11 protein-coding genes, 4 pseudogenes and 1 CRISPR repeat array are annotated in these 21,154 nt (G+C 50.8%); of the genes and pseudogenes, 1 reads left to right on the forward strand and 14 read right to left on the reverse strand.

Annotated elements, in window-relative coordinates; all coding sequences use genetic code 11:
- Positions 1–3: 3 nt before the first annotated feature.
- The 3 genes from JGUZn3_RS12360 to JGUZn3_RS04935 all read right to left on the reverse strand — a co-directional run bounded on the left by JGUZn3_RS12360 (position 4) and on the right by JGUZn3_RS04935 (position 4,256).
- A complete protein-coding gene (locus JGUZn3_RS12360; protein ID WP_338030801.1) occupies positions 4–120 on the reverse strand; it encodes a hypothetical protein in 117 nt (38 codons plus the stop codon).
- Between the two features lie 755 nt (positions 121–875).
- Positions 876–2,185: a CRISPR direct-repeat array (repeat unit 29 nt; unit sequence GTGTTCCCCGCACACGCGGGGATGAACCG).
- Positions 2,186–2,712: 527 nt separating this feature from the next.
- Entirely contained in the window at positions 2,713–3,411 is a 699-nt protein-coding gene (locus tag JGUZn3_RS04930; RefSeq protein ID WP_203414557.1) for an MlaC/ttg2D family ABC transporter substrate-binding protein, read from the reverse strand.
- 23 nt (positions 3,412–3,434) lie between these two features.
- A complete protein-coding gene (locus JGUZn3_RS04935) occupies positions 3,435–4,256 on the reverse strand; it encodes an MlaA family lipoprotein (RefSeq protein WP_203414558.1) in 822 nt (273 codons plus the stop codon).
- Positions 4,257–4,736: 480 nt separating this feature from the next.
- Between JGUZn3_RS04935 and JGUZn3_RS04940 the strand changes: the two genes are divergently transcribed.
- On the forward strand, positions 4,737–6,047 hold the full coding sequence (locus JGUZn3_RS04940; protein ID WP_238996904.1) for an aldose epimerase family protein: 1,311 nt from the start codon (positions 4,737–4,739) through the stop codon (positions 6,045–6,047).
- Between the two features lie 337 nt (positions 6,048–6,384).
- On the opposite strand, the gene JGUZn3_RS04945 is transcribed toward JGUZn3_RS04940, so the two are convergent.
- The 11 genes and pseudogenes from JGUZn3_RS04945 to JGUZn3_RS04985 form a co-directional block, all read right to left on the reverse strand.
- Positions 6,385–7,044 (reverse strand): chloride channel protein, encoded by a 660-nt coding sequence (locus tag JGUZn3_RS04945; protein WP_238996905.1) that lies wholly within the window; start codon positions 7,042–7,044, stop codon positions 6,385–6,387.
- Between the two features lie 57 nt (positions 7,045–7,101).
- Positions 7,102–7,929, reverse strand: coding sequence for a J domain-containing protein (locus tag JGUZn3_RS04950; RefSeq protein ID WP_203414560.1), 828 nt, complete (start codon positions 7,927–7,929; stop codon positions 7,102–7,104).
- A 169-nt stretch (positions 7,930–8,098) separates the two neighbouring features.
- Positions 8,099–8,359: a ribbon-helix-helix domain-containing protein gene (locus JGUZn3_RS04955; RefSeq protein WP_203414561.1), complete on the reverse strand. Its 261-nt coding sequence runs from the start codon at positions 8,357–8,359 to the stop codon at positions 8,099–8,101.
- Positions 8,356–9,048: pseudogene (gene queG / locus JGUZn3_RS12365) on the reverse strand (tRNA epoxyqueuosine(34) reductase QueG); the annotation flags it as partial. The gene JGUZn3_RS04955 and the pseudogene queG, both read right to left, overlap by 4 nt.
- A 918-nt stretch (positions 9,049–9,966) precedes the next feature.
- Positions 9,967–10,248 (reverse strand): annotated as a pseudogene (locus tag JGUZn3_RS12370) (QueG-associated DUF1730 domain-containing protein); the annotation flags it as partial.
- 1,138 nt (positions 10,249–11,386) lie between these two features.
- Positions 11,387–12,544, reverse strand: a pseudogene (gene tgt, locus JGUZn3_RS04965) (tRNA guanosine(34) transglycosylase Tgt); the annotation flags it as partial.
- Positions 12,541–13,923 carry a tRNA preQ1(34) S-adenosylmethionine ribosyltransferase-isomerase QueA gene (gene queA, locus JGUZn3_RS04970; RefSeq protein WP_238996906.1) on the reverse strand — a complete coding sequence of 461 codons (1,383 nt, stop codon included), beginning with the start codon at positions 13,921–13,923 and terminating at the stop codon, positions 12,541–12,543. The pseudogene tgt and the gene queA, both read right to left, overlap by 4 nt.
- A 759-nt stretch (positions 13,924–14,682) precedes the next feature.
- Positions 14,683–14,790, reverse strand: a pseudogene (locus tag JGUZn3_RS12375) (LPS export ABC transporter ATP-binding protein); the annotation flags it as partial.
- 851 nt (positions 14,791–15,641) lie between these two features.
- Positions 15,642–16,754: an MIP/aquaporin family protein gene (locus JGUZn3_RS04975; protein WP_238996907.1), complete on the reverse strand. Its 1,113-nt coding sequence runs from the start codon at positions 16,752–16,754 to the stop codon at positions 15,642–15,644.
- Positions 16,755–16,986: 232 nt separating this feature from the next.
- Complete coding sequence (locus JGUZn3_RS04980; RefSeq protein WP_203414563.1) at positions 16,987–17,379, reverse strand: VOC family protein; 393 nt, start codon at positions 17,377–17,379, stop codon at positions 16,987–16,989.
- A 104-nt stretch (positions 17,380–17,483) separates the two neighbouring features.
- Positions 17,484–19,088 (reverse strand): FumA C-terminus/TtdB family hydratase beta subunit, encoded by a 1,605-nt coding sequence (locus JGUZn3_RS04985; protein WP_408871766.1) that lies wholly within the window; start codon positions 19,086–19,088, stop codon positions 17,484–17,486.
- Between the last annotated feature and the right edge of the window lie 2,066 nt (positions 19,089–21,154).

Below are 21,154 nucleotides of genomic sequence, written 5' to 3' on the forward strand. Positions count from 1 at the left end.
TGGTCAGTAGAAAAAGCTGTACCCTGGAATTTGCTGCCTTGTTAACATATCCCATAACCGAAATTCTATCTTGGAGCCTCCACCAGTAGCAGAACCGGTCACTAAGGCCATGGCGCCCATTATTTTGTAGGATTCGAAATCTGGAATAGCCCCCACCGGAAATAGGCCATAAGGAATGCAGGTATTCTGTTAGTCTCAAGAGAGCTTTTTCTTTCATGATGGGTGCGTTCACGATGGGATCAATGCGAAACCTGCTTCAGACGAGTATTTTCTACCAGGGCAAGCCAGTGGGAAAGAGTCAGTGTGGTTGGCTATTTCTGGAAGCGGCGTACTTTCCTCTGGGGGAGAGAAAATCTGCTCAGCAAGGAGGTATAGCCTGTAGAATTCCAATTGCAGGCTGTTTTATCGCAGGTTGCTTTACTGGCAAAGATCATGGGAACCGACGTTATAGAAAGAGTGAGTTGCGCGGTGAATTATCCAGAAGAGCAGGAGGTAGAGAAGAGTGGTGGCGCGCAATAGGGCCTGTGAGAATAACCTATGAGAATCCTCATTGAATTGGTCGATATTGCCAAAAATATTGCCCCAAATATTACAGCAGATAGAGCAGAAGCATTGACCTGCAAGCAAAATCACTTACGAAACCATCCAGCATCATCATCCAAGGGGATATTTAAAAGCAACAGCCCATGACCTTGCCATACTCTATGACCCCAAATAGCTCAACCTTCCTGTAAAATGAGCCCTTGGCCCTCCTCTCTGTTTCTTCTGGATATCTTTTTCTCGACAGGGGATTAGAGGCTCTGATAGAGTGTATTTTTATTGGTAGATTCTTTGACAGTAAAATAATGATGCCAAATCAATAACTTACACGAAGAGTGTTCCCCGCACACGCGGGGATGAACCGAAAATTTATTAGATTTGTATAACAAGGAAGCAGTGTTCCCCGCACACGCGGGGATGAACCGCTTTTGTAAGCGGCCTAATCCTATCCAAAAGGGTGTTCCCCGCACACGCGGGGATGAACCGGGTGACAAATAAATCCAAAGAGGTCGCCAGATGTGTTCCCCGCACACGCGGGGATGAACCGCTGACAGTGGAAGAAGAGTTAACAGGTGCAGGGTGTTCCCCGCACACGCGGGGATGAACCGGGGATACTGTAGACATAAACCCTGAGCTCAACGTGTTCCCCGCACACGCGGGGATGAACCGGTATCAAAATCTGTTCGGCTAGCCATTACTGCGTGTTCCCCGCACACGCGGGGATGAACCGGGTTAGCATCACCGCCTCCTCTCACGTATGGCGTGTTCCCCGCACACGCGGGGATGAACCGTTTTTTCTGCCCCTCCGGGATTTCCACCGTGAGTGTTCCCCGCACACGCGGGGATGAACCGAAGAAATCTTAAGTACAATAGCTATAGCTAAAGTGTTCCCCGCACACGCGGGGATGAACCGGTTTCTGCCTCACGTAACAATGCCCTGTCCTGGTGTTCCCCGCACACGCGGGGATGAACCGCTGCGGTAGTAGGTAGGAGCGCCCAAAAATCCGTGTTCCCCGCACACGCGGGGATGAACCGTGTCCAGGCGTTGAGCAGGTTGTATAAATCCTGTGTTCCCCGCACACGCGGGGATGAACCGGGTAAAATAGTCAGGGTGACCTATGATGGGGAGTGTTCCCCGCACACGCGGGGATGAACCGACCTAATCATTATTATCCGTCCTTGCCCCACTGTGTTCCCCGCACACGCGGGGATGAACCGGTTCGCAAGGATGCAGCCGCTGCGTGGGAGCCGTGTTCCCCGCACACGCGGGGATGAACCGAGGTAATGTTTGATCTGATGCTAGATTGTGGCGTGTTCCCCGCACACGCGGGGATGAACCGACGACCCCTGGTGGAGCACACACTACCCGCCGGTGTTCCCCGCACACGCGGGGATGAACCGCAGCTTATCTGGCCCATTATGTTCACTCCCAAGTGTTCCCCGCACACGCGGGGATGAACCGCCCAAACGGGTGTAAAATCTGCTGTTACAAACGTGTTCCCCGCACACGCGGGGATGAACCGGACGCCGAAGAACCACCCACCACCAAAACCGTGTGTTCCCCGCACACGCGGGGATGAACCAACGAGACAGTAAATCCACCCGAAATATCGGCCGTGTTCCCCGCACACGCGGGGATGAATTTTTTATGCTATTGTTTGGTGAGTTTCAGAGAGGAGAATAAGGGGAAATTTTCTGAGTGGTATAACGCTTCCATCCAACCCTGGGGACGGACTCTGGGGAGGCAAAAAAGCACTTCTCTTATTGTTGGGTTGGTATCAGATTCAAAGTTGGGTTGGCTTCTGGTTTAAAAAAGGAGCCAATCGGACAGGTTGCCCCCTTATAGGAGATGATGCGGGCTATAGAAGAGATATTTTTTATATGAAGTCTATAAAGGGAAGGGCTTTAAGGAAAACAGCACTGGTTTCTTGGGTTTTGTTAATTGACCGTGTTGTTCATTGAGGAGGTTCTTTAGGGGGTTTATGTCTACAATTTTGGTAGAAGCCAAAGCTTAACACCATGGTGGCCATAGCGGTATAGAGCACGGCAGGGGCGTAAGCTTAGCCTTCCTCTATGGGGATAGGTGAGTGTTCCGGAAGATCAGCCAAAAAAACCACCCTGACTTTGGGGTGGTTTTTTATGGGTTAGCTCTGTAAGCTTATTGTTGCGAGCTTATTGTTCACCCGCTGGGTGGGCATTGCGCTCAATCTGGCGTTGCATGGCCCCGAGTAGGTTTTCAACATTGTTGCCGTTATGGGCAATATAGGAAGAATAGTCATTACGTTGGGTTAAGCGCAAGCTGGCTCCTTCCCCAATAAGGTCTATAACCTGTGGGCGACCACTTTCTGAACTAATAATCCAGTGGACACTGGCCTGAGGTTGGCCAGGGCGGATGACAACAGTTTCAACCACAGTATCGCCATCGGCATTGCTGCTGACCTTACCAATGGTAAAGTTAACCCCTTTAAAATCCCCGATTTTGCCGTTTACAGCATTGAGGAGAACCTGATGGAACAGCTTAAGAAAGCGTGTTCTTTGCTCAGGGGTGGCAACATTCCAGTAGCGTCCAAGGCAGTACCGTCCAATGGCGTCTACATCGACATTGCTAAAAAGCAAAGGGGCCATGCGGGCCTGTTTTTGGCTTAAAGGCTCATCACTATTAATAACCGTAAGCAGTTTGTTGCCAAATTCCTGCATAAATTGCGAGGCCTGTTGGGGAGAAATTGCCGCCAGGGCATGAGAAGTTGGCAATAAAGTGCCAATAGCTGGAGCTGCCCCGGCCAGGAATGTAAAGGCGGCGAGGTTGCACCCGGCAAACCTGGCGGCCTTTTTGGCATACCCGGCAACAGATAAAAAACGTTTTGTAGACATATATACGTTGATCCTAACCTTGTTTAGTACCAGTCTGGCGTTGTAGCGCGGTGATCATCCTGAATTTTTTTAATCAGGGCCTTGCGCTGCTGCATCCAGGCACTTCGTATGGTAGCATAAGGGTCTAGCGCATCTTTTTCAAGTTGGTCAATAGCATCAATGTAATTGGCCCGGGTATTGATGGCGCCCATAATGTTGTAGGCCCAGTTAAAGGTTAAAAGGCCATAGCCCCGTGGCGCATAGTTAAGGGGCTGCACCCCAATCCCCAGCACGTACCCTCCAAGGGTGCGGTAGGTATTTGGCCCCAGGAATGGCACAAACAGATAAGGTCCAGAAGGAACCCCCCACGAGGCCAAAACAACGCCTGGATCATCATCATGATGATGGATATCGGCAACATCGCCTGCAACGTCAATAAAACCGGCTAGGCCCACAGTCATGTTAATCACCCAGCGCATAAAGGTATCGCCTGCTAAGCGCGGCTTGCCGTTGCCTACGTCACTGAAGAAGACGACCGGCTCGTTCCATGTGGTAACCAGGTTGCCTAATGCGTTGCGGATTTCTTCGGGAATAGCCCATACATAGGCCCGTGCAACAGGGGCAAAGGCATTTTTGTCTACAAAATGGGTAATGTCATAAAGGTCACGGTTTGTCGGCTCATACGGATCGTTTGTGGCGTTATATTCTGCCAGGGCTTCTGGGTCTGTCGGTTTGGGGGCTGTACTACAGGCGGAAGTGGCCAGCGTTGCTAAAACAGCAACCAGGAAGAGCGGTGTTACACTGCGGGATAAGGACAGTTCTGCAAACGGTTTGAAAAAAGATTTAAAATACACTTTTACAGACATTGATAACATTCCACTTGATTGTTCTGGTTGGTCCTTACGATCCAGCAGCAGGTTTGCCCCTTCCCTTAACAGCCAGACATAAAAGGGTTTGTCAAGCCTGTGGAGCCTTTATGGCATTTTTCAATATGTCAAAAAGATGGTGTTTGCCAAGGGATTCTTAATCGTGCTGGGGAATAAATGTCGGGTGATGGGTCAAATCAGTGAGTACAACTTTGCAATAAAATGGCAGTTTTTAAAGGATTTTACGCAATTGGGCTTTAAAAACCTCTGACAAGGTGAGATGACTTTTATAGTGTGTGTGTTGTTATTAACACAGACGATAAGAGCTTTCCTCGTTACAGTGCTAAAGGATTATAAGAGACATTCTGCCCGTAGGCCACAGATTGCATGAAACCCGATGGAACCAAATTTGTGGCTTACCAGATGACACATCTAGATGACACATGAACCCAGATTACATAGGAACAAGGAGATAAGAGCATGAAAAGACATTTACTAAGATATTCACTAAGGCATTCACTAGGGGGGTGGGCATGGTTGTTGGCGCAACCATCTCGTATGGCAACTTTTAGCCTAGCTGCCGGCTTTTTGGGGCTGGGGCTCGCAGGAAATGCCAGTGCCCAGAACATAACGGGCCAGGCCAAGGAACAGGGGGAAGCTACTCCAGCTCAAGCCGCTCAAGGTTCCCAGGAGGGAGCGACAGGGGGGCTTTCTGTAACGCACAGCTATTATGGGCTGACGTCTAACCGCGAGCGGGTGGAACGATGGGTGCTAACAAACCATAACGGCATGCAGGTCAGCTTTATATCTTACGGGGGCATTATTACCGAAATCAACGTTGCTGATAAAAATGGCAAACCCGATAATGTTGTTTTAGGCTTTGGTAACCTGGATGGCTACACCAAGGACAGTGCCAAGGGTGGGTTATATTTTGGTGCCCTGATCGGGCGTTACGCCAACCGTATTGCCAAGGGGACCTTTAGCCTGGATCACCATACCTATCATTTAGCGATTACCGCTCCGCCCAACAGCATGCATGGCGGCATTCATGGGTTTGATAAACGGGTGTGGCATGTCAAGGCGCTGCCTGTGGCTGAGCATAGTGTGGGCGCTGAGCTGACAATGGAAAGCCATGATGGAGACCAAGGCTATCCGGGTAATCTCAAGGTGGCCGTAACCTATACGTTGGATGATCAGAACACGCTGAGCCTGCATTATAAGGCCACAACCGATAAACCCACCGTGCTGAATCTGACCAACCACAGCTATTTCAACCTTGGGGGGCAGGGTTCTGGCTCCATTGCCGATGAGGTTTTGCAGATTAATGCCAGCCATTACACCCCAACGGACCAGTACGCCATTCCTACGGGGGAGATTGCTCCCGTGGAAGGCACGGTATTTGATTTCCGTAAGCCTATGGTGATTGGAACACATTTGCGTGATGACGTGCCCCAAATTATGTATGCGCGTGGGTACGATCATAACTGGGTGATCGATGGCGAGTATGGCAAGGCCCCACGCCTGGCCGCCCGGATTGAAGATCCAAAAACAGGCCGCTTCATGGAGGTGCTGACATCTCAGCCAGGCTTGCAGGTTTATACCTCTAACTCACTGGATGGCACCTATGCCGGGGCTGCTCATAAGGCCTTTCGCCAGACAGATGCTGTAGCCTTTGAGGCAGAGCATTTTCCAGATAGCCCAAACCATCCTAAATTTCCTAGTACGGAATTGCGTCCCGGCCAGGTCTTTGACTATACAACCCAGTATCATTTTGGTGTTAACAAGAACTAGAAACCCGCCGATCTACCCCGCTCCTATCTACCCCGTTAAGAGTTTCTCTTAACGGGGTTTCCCTTAAGAGGTTTCCTCGTCATTGGGCCTTCACACTGGTTCCTTTGGCCCTTATGGGAAATATTGGATGGGATTTTTAAGAGGGCTCGCCAAGGCCATTCCTGTTTCTCTGGTAAGGTTATTCTAGGAGGTATAAAAACAGGGAGGCATAAAAATCAGGGGTCATAAAAACAGAGGATCTAAAATAGGGAGGGCATAAAACAAGCAGCCATAACAAGTGCCCATAACAAGTGCCTATTTAGGGGGCCAGAAGAAGTGGCTTTTTTGAAATATTCGTTCATTTCTTCAATGGAACCAGGCATTCTTTTGCTGCTGGGAAGAGATTTAGAGTGATGCGGCTGTGCGTGCTGGTGTGGGGAGGAAATGAGGCCGTGAGCACCCCCAAAAATAAAGAGGTAAAAAAAGCCCCCACGAAAGTCAGACCCATGCGAAAACTAGGCTCAATGGAAAAGCTGACTGCAAGGGTTTTCAGCACCCAAACCAGGAGGGCAGTCGTAAATAAAAACCCTCCATCCAACCCGATCCGAAGGGCTGCATGCCCCGATGATAATACAGCAGGCGTGAGAGTGCCCAAACTGCCCACGATTGCCCCCCCAATCATAGGGCGGATAAACCCTGGCACCGGAATCTTCCTAAAAATATTTTTAGAAACCGTAACACTCCACATGACCAATATCCCAACCAGGGCAGTCACCAGCCCCAACCCTATCAAAGAGAAATAGGAATAAAGCGGAAATATCTGGGGTGTCATAACTGGGGTGTCATAATAATACGGGGTTAGCCGTATGGTGCAAGGCACTTGTAACCAAAATTGCACAAATAGAAGCTGTACTCTTGAGGAGGCCCCTCCATCAGCAACAACGCTTTCAAAATAAAAGCTGCAAAATAAAAGCTGCAAAATGAGAAAACTGCGGCAGAGGTAAAAGGATAAGACCATGCACGGGGTGGCCAGATTTGGGCGGCTAAATTTTTAGGCGGTTAGATTTTTAGGCGGTTAGATTTTTCTATCGCGTTTAATTTGGTCCCAGGCAGCATTAATATCGGCCACTTTTTGGCTGGCCTTGGCAATGTCTGCCTCACTGGCCCCTTTGGCAGAAAGCCTGTCTGGGTGGTATTCCATCAACAGGGCCTTCCACTTCATGCGGATTTCTTCATCAGTCGCTGAAACGCTTAACCCTAAAACCTGATAAGCCTTATGGGGGTTAGCGCTCGGGCGGGCAGACCCCTCGCGGATTCGGTCCCATGCGCCATCTGAAAGGCCAAAAATACCATGAAGCCGCTGTAAAAAACGGAGCTCACTGGAGTGCAGGGCCTTGGTGGGCCCTGCGTCAGAAAGGGCAAGCCGGTAGAGGATTCTCAGCAAGTCTTCCAGGGGTAAGGGGTCGTTGGCATAGCTTTGGGCGAGAAGGGTAGCATAGTTTTCGTAATCATCTGTGCGCTGGCGGGCGGCATCAAAAAGCTGGCCCACGGGCTTGGTTTGGGCTGTAGGAATATTTAGCAACTGTTTAAAGCTATTAATTTCGGTGCGGTTTACGGGGGCATCTATTTTGGCCAGCTTGGCTGAGAGAATAATGAGGCATAAGGAATAAAGCTGCTCTCGTTGACCAAAAGTGGCAGCCATTTTAGCAGCAATAAAGGCCGATGCCCCGGCAGGGTCTGGGGCGAGGCGGTTTTTCCACCCTTCTGACCAGCCTCCAGGGGGCGTATTGAACAGTGAGCCCTTATCGGCTGCATGGCCCAGCATGGTGCCCACAATTCCCCCCACGGGCCCCCCGACTGCAAAGCCTGCTACGCCCCCAAACAGTTTACCCCAAATGCTCATAATGTCCTGATCCGTGATTTCTAAAAATGCTGCCTAATGGGTGATTGCCCTTCTTTATAGGTATCGCACAGTATGATGTGTGGTTTCCTTGCCTGGTTGTGCCTGAAGTGGATGGCCTGAAGTGAGTGGGTAGAGAATACTGTAAAATCCTGAAAATTTGAAAGGAAATTCAAACTTTGCTTTTTCTTTTTCCATGTAAGGCATAGCGAAGGGCCAGAATGCGTAAGGTTGAAGCCAAAGGATGGTCGGCATGGCGGCTTTTGTCAATCTGGTTAATCATTGTGGCCAGTTTAAGGTCTTGTATGGTGGCCATTTCCTGCAAGACCTCCCAAAATTCGGCTTCAAGGGCAATGCTGGTGCGGTGGCCGGAAAGGCTTAAGCTGCGTTTAATCAGGTGGGAATCAGAGCGTAAAGATTTGGTATTACTCATTGGGTATCATTCTGCTGGCTATGGAAGGGAAGATGTTCAAGTTGAAAGACAGACCATTGCGCCATCTCGGCAAGGATGGGATCTGGATGGTGGGTAAATTTTCGGGCTTTTTCAAGCAGATGGGGCTGGCCAGAATTGCCAATACCCAGCAGCACGTTGCGTAAAAAGCGTTTGTGACCAATGCGCTTAATGGGGTTGCCTGAGAAAAAGCGCCGAAAGGTTTCTTCATCAAAAGCGATGAGGAAGCCCAAATCAGGGGCTAAAAGCTCTGGCCTACCCTGGAGCTTGGCATGCTGGGTGGCTTGTGCAAAGCGGTTCCAGGGGCAAACGGCTAGGCAGTCGTCACAGCCATAGATCCGGTTGCCAATGGCAGGGCGTAAATGGTGGGGAATAAGCCCTGCAAACTCAATGGTCAGATAGGAAATACAAAGCCGAGCATCGAGCTGGTAGGGCGCAGTAATGGCTTGTGTCGGGCAGATATCCATACAGCTCTGGCAGCTGCCGCAATGGTTGGAATGGGGTTGGTCTGGAGGTAAGGGCAAGGTGGTATAGATTTCGCCCAGAAAAAGCCAACTACCAAACTGGCGGGAAACCAAGTTGGTGTGTTTGCCTTGCCAACCCAAGCCGGCTTGCTGGGCCAGGGGTTTTTCCATCACCGGTGCCGTATCAACAAACACCTTTAAACGGGGGTTTTGTAAGTGTGGATCGTGAGGAGAGGATGGTTCAAAGGAGGACCCAGAGAATGACTCAGAGAATGGTCCAGAGGATTGCTTAGAAGATAGCCCAGAGAATAGCTCAGAGGATTGTTCAGGGCCATAAGAAGGGCGGGATGGTGGGGCCAAATGTTCAGTATTTTGTGGGGGGTCTTCCCACAAGAGTTTCGGGAGCCCTCCCTGAGGGGCCTCTTTTTGGGCTTCTCTTTTCTGGGTTTCTCCTTGGGATCTTTTCCGAGGGGTTTCCTGAAGGCTTTTTAGGGGGCTTTCTTGGTGTTTTTGGGGAGGGATTTTTGAGGAGTTGTTGGGGGAGTTTTTCTGGGCACTATTTTTTTTCTGGGCACCATTTTGGATACTGCTTTGGATACCGCTTTGGGCACTCCTTTGGACGTTGCCTTGGGTATGGCTCTGGGTATTACTCTGGGCACTGCTCTGGGCATTGCTTTGGGGGCTGTTTGGAGTGCTGTTTAAGGCACTCGCCTGGGGTAATTCCTGGAGCACTCTTTGGGGCACTACTCCCTGGAGCACTCCCTGGGGCGTTCCCTGGGGGGGCTCATGGGATGCTCCTTGGGGGGTGGGTGGAAGAAAAAGGGGAGAGGCTTTGAATTCAGGGCTGCTTCGGGAGAGAAGAGGTTGGGAGGGTTTCCCCGAAGTTTTCCTCGAAGCTTTTCCAGAAGCTTTCTCTGAGGGTTTTTTCATGGGAGGTAGAGTCGTGCGGGGCTGAGCGAGCGCTTGGGGGGAGAGGGGTGCGCTGTCAGCAGGGGGGCGTGGCCCCATGGGAAGGGGTGAATAATCAAGAAGGGAGGGTTTTTGGGGGTTTGCCGGGGTGAGACCTGGGGTAAGATGATGATGGTTAGGGAGGATAGGGTGGTGATGTTGGCGGGCCATTTTAAGAATGAACTGCCCCAATTCTTTAAGCCTGCCCTTGACCACATCGTGATAATCACGGTTTTGGGCATAGGCTGAGATGAGTCCTTTCTCCTTATATTGAAGGAACTCCAGCGGATTGTAAGGGGGGCCATAATTGGTGCCCAGAGAGATAATGCTTATAGCTTCCGGCCACAGGCCTTGAGGGGCGCTGCGTTGCTCCACCCGATTGGCCAGCCAGTCCATGGTGCCATAACGTCCCTCTCTGATAAAGCAGCGCAGATGTTGCTGGCAGGAAAGGTCGAGCATGGCCTGGGTAAACCCTATGGTATCAAACCCCAAGGCATGGGCTTTACTGGTAATACGGGTTTTCAGGGTCGCGAAAAGCAGGGACAATAGGGTTAACCTTTTGAGCGAAAACAGATTGGGTAAAAACAGATTGAGCGTAAACAGATCATGAAAAAAAAAGGCAAGGAGCAGAAAAACCAATGAGGTGCCTGCCTGGCGGAAAGGAATGCCCTTCTGTCAGGCGGGCTTAAAGGGGTTCGTCGGTACTATCATGGTCAAGCGGTCTCCACAGGTTATCCCCCCTGCTATGGGGAGGAGCTGCTGAGGGTGTCTCTGTGGTGTGGGGTAAAGATGTTTGCGAAAACTCTGATGTTTGTGAAAACTCGTTTGGCGAAACTTTTAGAGAGGGGCCACCAGGGGTTTTCTGCTGGGATTGAGCATGAGGGGCATGAATTTGGAGGTCTGGTGCTAGCGGGTGACTTGGGTTTTGGGCCGGCTTTTTGTGAAAGGCTTCTTGATGGACTGCTCCAGGTGAGGTTGCCTCAAGATAGGCTGTCCCAAGATAGGTTGTTTCGGGGAGGGGCTGTGATGTTTCTGGCAAGTGCTGCGCACGATGTTCCCCTAAGGCACGCTCTGAAGAGGAGAGCGAAACCCCATGAGAAGAGGCAGGCGTAGACGTGCCAGAGAACGTATGAGAGAACGTATGAGAGAGCGTGCCAGAGAGTGTATGAGAGAGTGTATGAGAGAGTGTATGAGAGAGTGTATGAGAGAGTGTATGAGAGAGTGTATGAGAGAGTGTATGAGAGAGTGTATGAGAGAGTGTATGAGAGAGTGTATGAGAGAGTGTATGAGAGAGTGTATCAGACACGAGGGGAGAAGAGTACACAGAAGATGAGCCCAAAACCGTTTCTGATCCTGATTCTACATTGGGATTGGGTTTTACATGGGGTCCTACAGGAGGGGCTTCAAGAGTGTTTCCCACAACGTTAGAAGAGGTGCTGGCAGGCGTTTGGGCTACAGGGGTGGAGTCTGGTTGGGGAAAAGAACTGTCAGAAGTTTGTGGGAAACTAGAGGCTTGTGGGAAACCAGAAGTTTGGGTGGAATTAGAAGTTTGTGGAGAATCAGAAGCCTGCGGAGAAAAAGGGGCAGAAAAGGGTTTTGAGAAGGGTTGGGGGAATGTTTTGGGCCAGTCCTCTTCTGTCCAGTCTCCCTTTTGCCAGTTATCGCGTAAGTTGGTCGCATGGTTTTTAAGGTTTTGCACCATAATCGCCTGGCGAATGGATTGCACCAGAGATTGATAATAAGTCAGGTTATGCCAGGTTAAAAGCATGGGGCCCAGGATTTCGCCGCTTCTAAAGAGGTGGTGAAGATAAGCACGGCTAAATTTTGTACAGGCGGGGCATGTACAGTCTGGGGCAATGGGGCGTGGGTCATCCTTATGGATGGCATTGCGCATGTTCAGCTTGCCACGTGTTGTATAGGCTCGCCCCGTGCGCCCGGCACGCGTTGGCATGACACAGTCAAACATATCGATACCACGCTCTATGGCCCCCAAAATATCCTCTGGCGTGCCGACCCCCATTAAGTAGCGGGCTGACCCTTCAGGAATTAGCGGGACGGTAAAATCAAGCGTGCTAAACATCAGCGCCTGGCCTTCACCAACGGCCAGCCCCCCGATGGCATACCCCTCGAAACCAATATGGATGAGGCTTTTGGTGCTTTCCTCCCGTAATAGGCGCTCAGTTCCTCCTTGAATAATACCAAACTGGCCATAGCCTGCACGTGGCACAAACTGTTCACGGCAACGGGCAGCCCATGCCATGGAAAGTCGCATGGAAGCTGCTAAGGCTTCAGGGGGCGCCGGCAGGGCAGGGCATTCATCAAAACACATGGTAATGGTGGCATCCAGAGCGTTTTGAATATCGGTAGAACGCTCTGGAGTCAGGCGATGCTCAGAGCCATCAATATGCGAGCGGAACGTCACCCCATCTTGGTCCAGCTTGCGCAAGGGGCCAAGCGACATAACCTGAAACCCACCAGAATCGGTAAGAATGGGGCCGGGCCAGTCCATAAAATGGTGCAGGCCCCCAAGCCTTTTGACCCGCTCTGCCCCAGGGCGCAGCATGAGGTGGTAGGTATTGCCCAGCACAATTTGGGCTCCCGTTGCTCGTACGCTCTCCATCGTCATGGCTTTAACCGTGCCTACTGTTCCCACTGGCATAAAGGTTGGGGTTTGCACAACGCCATGCGCTGTATGGAGGCTCCCCGCTCTGGCAAGATGGTCTTGGGCATTTTTTTGCCAGTAAAGGGGGGTCATGGCGTATCCTTCTTAGGGGTGCGGTAAAGCAGGCAGGCATCCCCATAGGAGTAAAAACGAAACCCCTGCTCTATGGCATAGGCATAGGCCTGCTGCATGGTTTGTACCCCAGAAAAGGCACAGACCAGCATAAAAAGTGTGGAGCGGGGAAGGTGAAAGTTGGTGAGAAGAATATCAACCACACGAAACTGATAACCAGGTTTAATAAAAATACGAGTATCTGCAGCAAAGGGCTGGAGCTGGCCTTGCTCATCTACCGCACTTTCCAATAGGCGTAAGGTTGTGGTGCCTACCGCAACAATTCGACGGCCTTCATTGCGCGCAGCATTAAGATAGGCGGCTGTTTCGCTATCAAGCATGCCATTTTCGGCATGCATGATATGGTGGGTCAAGTCATCTCCGCGGATCGGCAAAAAGGTACCAGGGCCTACATGGAGTGTTACGGCTTTGCAGATAATGCCTTTCTGCTCCAGCTTGTTCATTAATTCTGGGGTAAAATGAAGCCCAGCTGTGGGGGCGGCAATGGCGCCCTTATAGCGAGAGAACATGGTGTGATATTGGGCGTTGTCCTGCTCGGTGGGGCCGTTGGGGCGGGTAATATAAGGGGGCAGGGCCAGTTGGCCTACCGTGTTCAGGAAATCATCGAAACTGTCCCCTTTGGTGTCAAAATGGACAATTCCTGCCCCTCCTTGCTCAAGGTGGAGGATATGAACCGTGCCGGGATGGCCTGAAAAATGCAGGATATCGCCTACTTTTAGGCGCTTGGCTTTACGAAACAGCACATGCCAGCATTCTTCTGGCCATCCTTCCCCATTGGGGTGGGAGAGGATTGGGCGCTCCTTGATGTTCTGTGCTGTGGGGTTTTCCTTATCTTGTGGGCTTTCTTTATCCTGAGGGATCAAGGGGGCACTCGCGGCCTTTGGGTTTTGGGTCTTGGTGCCGGAGGCTGAAGCAAAGGGTTCGGCGAGCTTTTGCCCTCCATGAGTTTGCCCATAAGTCTGCCCATAAGGCCGTTCGGGCAAGGGAGGCTGCCCCAAGGGAGACTGGCCAGAAGCATGATGGGAGGGGGGTTCTGGCTCGGGGGGGTAAAGGGGATGGGGAGGATCTGTCAGGCCTGCTGGTAAGGGTCGGTCAAGGGTAATACCAATGCGTGTGGTGTTTTTAAGGGCTTCCAGCTGGGCAGGGATAACCTTTGTGTTGTTGACCACCAGCACATCCCCCGCTTGGAGCTCTTCGGCCAGGGCGTTCATATGGGTTTGCCTGAAAGGGACATGGGGTTGGACACAGAGCAAGCGGGCACTATCACGCGGTGTGGCCGGATGCTGGGCTACACAGCTTGCAGGAAGAGGAAAATCAAAATCAGAAATGGATAAAGGCATAGAGAAAAAAGAAAATAAAAGCCTGGCAAAAGAAATAACAAATTATAAGAGAGACCCCTACTGATAAACTAAAGGGACCAAAAATGAAAATTATTTTAATAAAAAAAGGGCTTACTCGCGGGTTCTCGACACTATTAAACATTTTTGTGTCAATGACTAATCGTTTGTGTCAGTAAGATTTAAAAGAAATTCTTTATAAGGTGGTTTTATAGATAAAACGCTAAATTCCAGGCGGCAAGCTTTTTTTGGAAGAACAATCCTTAAAAATAGAAAGATAGCTTTTAGAAATTATTCACAGAGCGAAAGGGATCTGGAACGTTCGCAGTGGCTGAGAATCGGGGCTTACACTCGAAGAATGCGGTAATAGCGTGTTAATGGTGTAAGGGCCCCTAAAGGGTAATGTGGAGGGGTAGGCGCTCCAAAAAGGGGTCTTTACAAGGGACGCCAAAAGGGATGCCAAGGGAGAGGGGCAGGTTTTTATGAGATTAACATACCTTGGATTATCTTTGGATTATCCTTAGAAGAAGGCACCTTGATAGATGGCCCTTTTCAGGCTTTTTTTGCTCTTGGCTCAATGCGGTCCCGGTTCCTGAGTGAGGCATTTTGTGAGGATTTTGGCCCCTTATATTCTCTGTAATTTGTATTTTCCATAAAATGGGTCTCTTTTATATCATGCCTATTCCCTTCAGTGGGTAAAACTAGCGGCCAGAACCTTTCGGTCAATGAGTAGCCAAATAGCCGAACTCATAAAGAGATCTCTTCAATAATCTCTCGCGTCTCTCTGACATGATGATCGATAAACATCTCGATGCCATGGTTCTTAAGGTGAGAGATCAGGTCACGGATTTCCCCTAGAGCGAGAGTCTCTTGGCAAGAGAGGATTGATTTTTTTTAGGGGTGTTATCAGGCAGAAGGGGATGGGATGGTTTTTTGGTTTTTTCTCAAGGTGCAAATGGCCGATCATCAAGGATATTGGTGACCGCGAAAGGGTGGGTCATATAGGGGTTGCCCTTGTGTTCCCCGCACACGCGGGGATGAACCGTGGAAATTACATCGTTTTTTACGTTATTAGAGGTGTTCCCCGCACACGCGGGGATGAACCGCCCTGCATCGCCCACCCCCATATTCTCCTGTAGTGTTCCTCGCACACGCGGGGATGAACCGACCGTGACGGTAAGGTATTCCTGCGCCGGAACGTGTTCCCCGCACACGCGGGGAAACTCATTGAGGTGATTGGTATATTTCTGCTGGGGGTATATTCTTTTAGAGAGGGTATGAGTAGCCGGGTTGAAAATTTATTGTTCTATCGGTAAGATAAGAGCCCCTGCTCACGCGGGGATGAACCTGAATGGTGTATAGCAAGGTATATGACCAAAGGCTTTCCCCGCCTACGCGGGGATAAATGGCTTGGAATATAGCCAAGCAAAAAGGTATAGTTTGGTATTCTTCACCCTTGGAGGATTACAGCCTCTGGTAAAGTGGGTATACCGGCCGTGAAAGCATCCCCCATAGGAGGGGGGATGAGCTAGGCTTCAGCCGTTTCTTACACCCTTTGTCCATGGATTTCCCGCTTTGTATTGTTGGTTTTTGCAGGGGGGAGGGAGTAAGAGTTCCTCTTTGTTGGGGGTCTCTCGTGAGAAGGGGGTATGGGGTGGGCTGTTCTGAGATGGTGGAGCAAGAGCAAGAGAAAGCCAGCCCAACATTCTTGATTCTTGGGGTTATTTTTCTTCTAAAGGGGTAGGGTGCTCTGCAAGGGTGGTTGAAGCTTGTTGGGGAGGCAGGGGGTGAAGGTGATGAAGTGGAATTTCAGGGGGAATAAGGTAAGGGGCGTAACCTCGATGGCCAAAGTTGGTAATACGGGCTTCGCGAATTTTCAGAATACCAAAAGAGCTTGCTTTAAGCAGTAACGGTACCAGGGCTGCCCCAATGAAAGGGCCAATGACATAAATCCAGAACTGATACCATTGGGCAGAAGCCAAGGCTGGGCCAAAGCTGCGGGCAAGGTTGGTGCTATCGCCAGAGAACCAGGCTTCAAAAGGGTTGATCATGAAATACAGTGGTCCTACCAACCATGGGGTAAGCTTTTGGTAAAAGCTATTGGTTCGCGAGCCAAAGTAAAAGATCATGATGATCAAGCATGCCGTAGCGCAGATTTCTCCCAAAAGGGGAATGCCAATAGGAAAATGAGGGTTAGGAATGGTAGCACTATAATGCAGAGAGGAAGCCCACAACCCCCATAAGGGCCATAACATCCCTAGGAAAACAACCAGGAAGGTGGCAAACGTGGCCCCCGTGATCTGGGCGGCCATATACCCCAGCATGTCGCGCCAGACCAATTTACTGGAGATCATAAAGGCCAGGCTGACAGAGGGGTTAAGGTGTCCACCACTGACCCGGCCAAAAGGGGAAATTGCTCCCAAGGTACCCCCAAAACCAAACAGCAACCCCTCAAGGGCCACTTGAAGGGTGGGTGTTTGTGAGAGAAAATGGCTGATGGGGCTATAAGGGGAGCCAATAATCACGTTGCTGCAAATGCCAAAAAGCATAAGAATGGTTGTCGCAGCAAACTCGCAGGCATAAAGGCGGGGGTGATAGGGGCGGTCTGATCTGGGCTCGCCTGCCAGGGGGCGGTCGTTAATATAAGGGTATAAAAAGCGATCGGCCCAGCGATAGCGAGAATGAGAACCCTTTTTAAGGCTTGCAGATGGTGGGTTTTCGGGGAGGCCTGACGAGGGCTCGCTTTTGGCAGGGGTCTTGAAAGGGGCCTTGGGAGGGGTTGTGGAGGAAGGGACTGAAAAAGGGTCTGGGTTGTTTTTTGAGGGTGTCATCATATGCGGATATGGAAAATGCGGGTATGGAAAAGAGATGAGTAAGAAATGTAAAAGGTTGAAATAACCCTCTCGCGTAGGATGATGCAAGCCGCGTGATGATACAAAGTTTCGTCAGCAGGGTAGAGAGGGAAGGGTCGTTGGCCCAGGTTTATGGCCCGGGCTTTTTTTTAAGAGCTCCTTTGATAAGCCCTGGTTCTGGGCTTTGTGAGGGGAATCTTTAAAAAAGGGAAATCTAGTTTTGGTAAGTGGCAATTTCAATAAGGTTGCCATCGGGGTCGTGGCAGTAAAGCGAGGTGATAGGCCCAAGAGCCCCTATACGGGCTACGGGCCCTTCAACAAGGCTCACCCCACATTTTTGCAGATGTTGGGCTGTAAATTCTGCCTTTACGGCTGTAACAAAGCTGAGATCCTGAGTGCCGGGTAGGGCATCTTCAGCGCTTTTCCATTCATTATTGCCATAAGCGCGCAGGTTAATTTTTTGGCCACCAAATAAAAGGGCTGTCCTGTTATGGCGGCCATATTCTATCCGCTCCATGCCTAGTACTCTTTGATACCATGACGCTGAGATTTCAATATCCCGAACAGTGATGACGATATGGTCCAGTCTGTCAACAGTAAAGCGCATAATGGGTATAAACCTGTCACTCATGAATAGGGTTGGCGGTCATGGCGATTCTGCCTTGGGTACAAGGCCCGAAAATAAGACAGAAACCAAAGAATAAGTAAAGATTATATTAAATTCTCGTAAAAATCATGTCCTTTATCGTCAATAATAATAAAGGCGGGGAAATTTTGTACTTCAATTTTCCAAACGGCTTCCATGCCTAAATCGGCAAAATCCAGCAATTCCATGGTGCGGATGGAATCCTGGGTGAGCTCTGCGGCTGACCCACCGATAGACCCCAGATAAAAGCCACCATATTTCTTACAGCTTTTCCGTACAATGGCAGAACGGTTACCCTTAGCAAGGGTAATCAGTGCAGCCCCCTGTTTTTGAAAGGCTTCCATATATTGGTCCATCCTGCCTGCCGTAGTCGGGCCAAAGGAACCAGCAGGCCGATGGGCCGGCGTTTTAGCAGGTCCGGCGTAATAAATAGGATGTTTTAAGAGATAGTCCGGTAAAGGTTGGCCTTTTTTCAGTCGGTCATCAAAGCGGGCATGGGCTATATCACGGGCAACAATCATGGGCCCCGTCAGGGTGATACGGCTGCCAGGTGGCAGGGCAGAAAGGGCAGAAAGGATCTGGTCCATAGGTTGGTGTAGGGAGATGGGAACCGCTTCGGCAGGGCCGAGATGATGATGGGTGATGTTTTCGAGAAAGCGGGCCGGATTTTTTTCCAAAGCCTCCAAAAACACGCCTTTAGGGGTAATCTTGGCACGGATCTGCCGATCGGCTGAGCAGGAAACCCCAATCCCCACAGGGAGGGAGGCCCCATGGCGCGGCAGGCGAATGACCCGTACGTCATGGCAGAAATATTTGCCGCCAAATTGCGCCCCAATACCAAATTGGCGGGTCAGGGTCAGAATTTCGGCTTCCAGTTCTCTATCACGAAAGGCGCGGCCCTGGGCAGAGCCGGTGGTGGGTAGGTTATCCAGTTGACGGGCTGAGGCAAGCTTAACGGTTTTTAGCGTCATTTCTGCGCTGAGGCCCCCTATGACAATTGCCAGATGGTAAGGGGGGCAGGCTGAGGTGCCCAGGGTTTTCAAGGTGGTGTTAAGCCAATCCAGCAAAGTCTTGCGGGAGGCTAAAAGCCCACGGGTTTGTTGAAACAAAAAGGTTTTGTTCGCCGATCCTCCACCCTTGGCCATAAAAAGCAGCTCCAGGGTGGTGGCAGCCTCTTCCTTGTTGGGGTCCTTGTTGGGGGAGGTAAGGCTGTTTGGGTCCGTTTGGGCATGGTCTTCTTGGGCGTGGTCTTCCTGAAGGGGGGCTGCCTGGTGGGTTTTCTCCTCGCTGGCAATAATATCAATTTGGGCCGGCAGGTTGTTACGGGTGTTGGTTTCTTCAAACATGGTAAGGGGAGCCATTTGGGAGTAGCGCAGATTATGGTGGGTATAAGTGGCATAGACCCCCGCGGAAAGGGCTGCTTCCAGCGATCCTTCACACCATACCCGTTCCCCCTTTTTGCCCAGGATAATGGCGGTGCCAGTATCTTGGCACATGGGCAGTTGGCCTTGAGCTGCGATGACAGCATTTTTAAGCAGGGAAAGAGCAACAAAACGGTCATTATCTGAGGCTTCTGCATCATCAAGGATATGGGCAAGTTGGGCCAGATGCTGGCTATGATACAGGAAGGAAACATTGTAGAAGGCCTTAGCGGTAAGGGCCGTGATCAGCTGGGCTGGAATATGCAGAATGGTTTTCCCCCGATGGGTTGAAACCTCTAGACCGAAATGTTTGGGGTCAAAGTTTTCGGGGTTAAAGGGTTTGGGATCAAAGTGTTCGGAATTAAGATGTTCGAGATTAAAGGGATTGGGGCCAAAATTGTTAAAAGGGGTGTTGGAGGCCTCAAGGGAGGCCTCAAAGGGGGAGTGGGCAGACTCTTCCGTTGGGAAAGCTAGCCGTGAGTCTGAGGATTTGTCAGAGGGGAATTCGCCAGCGGGAGGTTTGCTAGAAGGAGGTTTATCAGGGGGGAATTCTCCAGAAGAGGGATAGGAAAGTGAGGCAGGAGCTGGCCCAATAGTTGGCCCAGGAGCTGGTCTAGGAGCTGGTCCAGTATTAAAGGAGGCTTTGTGGTGCGTGCTCGCCTCAGGGTGCTGCCCCTTTTGCGCTGTGTTGGCTAACTTGTTTCCCTGTGGCTCGTTGGCTTTGAGGTTTTTTCTTCTGGCTATGGGATCGTTTGGTTGGGAGTGGGCCTCAAAAACTGTCCCTGAAATATTTTCTGAAACATCTTCAGAAAGAGTCTCAGAAGAAATTTCCCCAAGGGTGTTCGAAGTGGTGGTGTCCGAAGTAGGGACGCCCAAAGTAGGGGTGCCTGAAGAATGAATGCCCGAAGTAGGGATATCCAAAGAATGATGAGACGTGGCCCCAAAATCCCTTTCAGAATCCCTTTCAGTATCCCCTTTCGCATCTTTTGGAGCACCTCTTTGAGAAATCCTTTCAGAATCTCCTCCAGAATTTTCCTCAGGATTAGCTTCACCCTTTCCCCCGGCAGAATGTTCAGAAGCCTTCTTGGAAGGAGGCATGGTTTGGAAAGGGGGATTTTGGTCTTCTCTGCCTTGATGGGCCCCCTGGTGGGGTTTTTTGAGGGGGACCACTGGCTCTGGTGGTAAGGCCCTCGGCCTCTGACCTTTGGAAGGGGAGATTTGCCAGACTCTATCACTGGCCGGTGTGTTGGGGGCCGATCGTGGGGACAAGGCCTGCTCGGTCGTGAGGAGACTTTCACGACTCTGAGTAATCTGCCTGCTCTCCTGGCTATGCCCCTGGTTATTCCTCTGGCTACTTTCCTGGCTATTCTCCTGGGAGTTTTCAGCCTTCTTTAGGGAAGGGGAGGGGCCCCCATGCTCCTCTGAAGAACCAGAGCCTGAAAACCCGAGGCTGGATGGGGTGAGCTGTTCCCAGAGAATGTCTTCTGGTAGGGCAGAAAACAGGTTGGCGTAAGGGCGTTTTTCTTCAGAAGGAGAATGTTCTTTCTCTGCTTTGTTGGGGGGCATTTTTTGGGGAACTTCCTTGCTTGAAATGACTGAAGCATCGGGGAAAGGCTTATGCTCTGAAGCCTTGGGATGAGAGAAGGAAAAAGGGCTTGCACGGGTGGAGGAGCGGGTTTTACTTTTTTCCTGAGCCTGAGCCTGAGCCTGAGCCTGAGCCTGAGCCTGAGCCTGAGCCTGAGCCTGAGCCTGAGCCTGAGCCTGAGCCTGAGCCTGAGCCTGAGCCTGAGCCTGAGCCTGAGCCTGAGCCTGAGCCTGAGCCTGAGCCTGAGCCTGAGCCTGAGCCTGAGCCTGAGCCTGAGCCTGAGCCTGAGCCTGAGCCTGAGCCTGAGCCTGAGCCTGAGCCTGAGCCTGAGCCTGAGCCTTTTGATCTTGGTTAGGGGGTGTTAAGGGATGCTGGGCGTGGGGAGGGAAGAAATGAGGCTTGGGCTGTTCGTGGGGTTGCTCATGACGCTGCTTATGGTGTTGCTCAAGGGGTAGGCCTTTTAAACGCTCTTTGGGGATATTCCTCATCTTTGTTGAATTTGGCTTTGTTGAACGGTTATGGCCGTTTTCCTTTCCCTTTTGGGGTCTGTTAGGAACATGACCCTGAGCTTGGCTACCATCTAGGTCAGGGGAGGGATCAGTGGGTTTATCATTGCGGGACATGGGGAGAGAAAGAAGCGGGTTTAGAGGTCAGGGGGTTGAGAATGCGGGGAAGGAAGGCTTTTTGAGTCCGATCATTTCTTTGGCCATTTCCTCGGTTTTTTGCGTTA

It is taken from the genome of Entomobacter blattae, from assembly GCF_014672835.1.
Taxonomy (GTDB): domain Bacteria; phylum Pseudomonadota; class Alphaproteobacteria; order Acetobacterales; family Acetobacteraceae; genus Entomobacter; species Entomobacter blattae.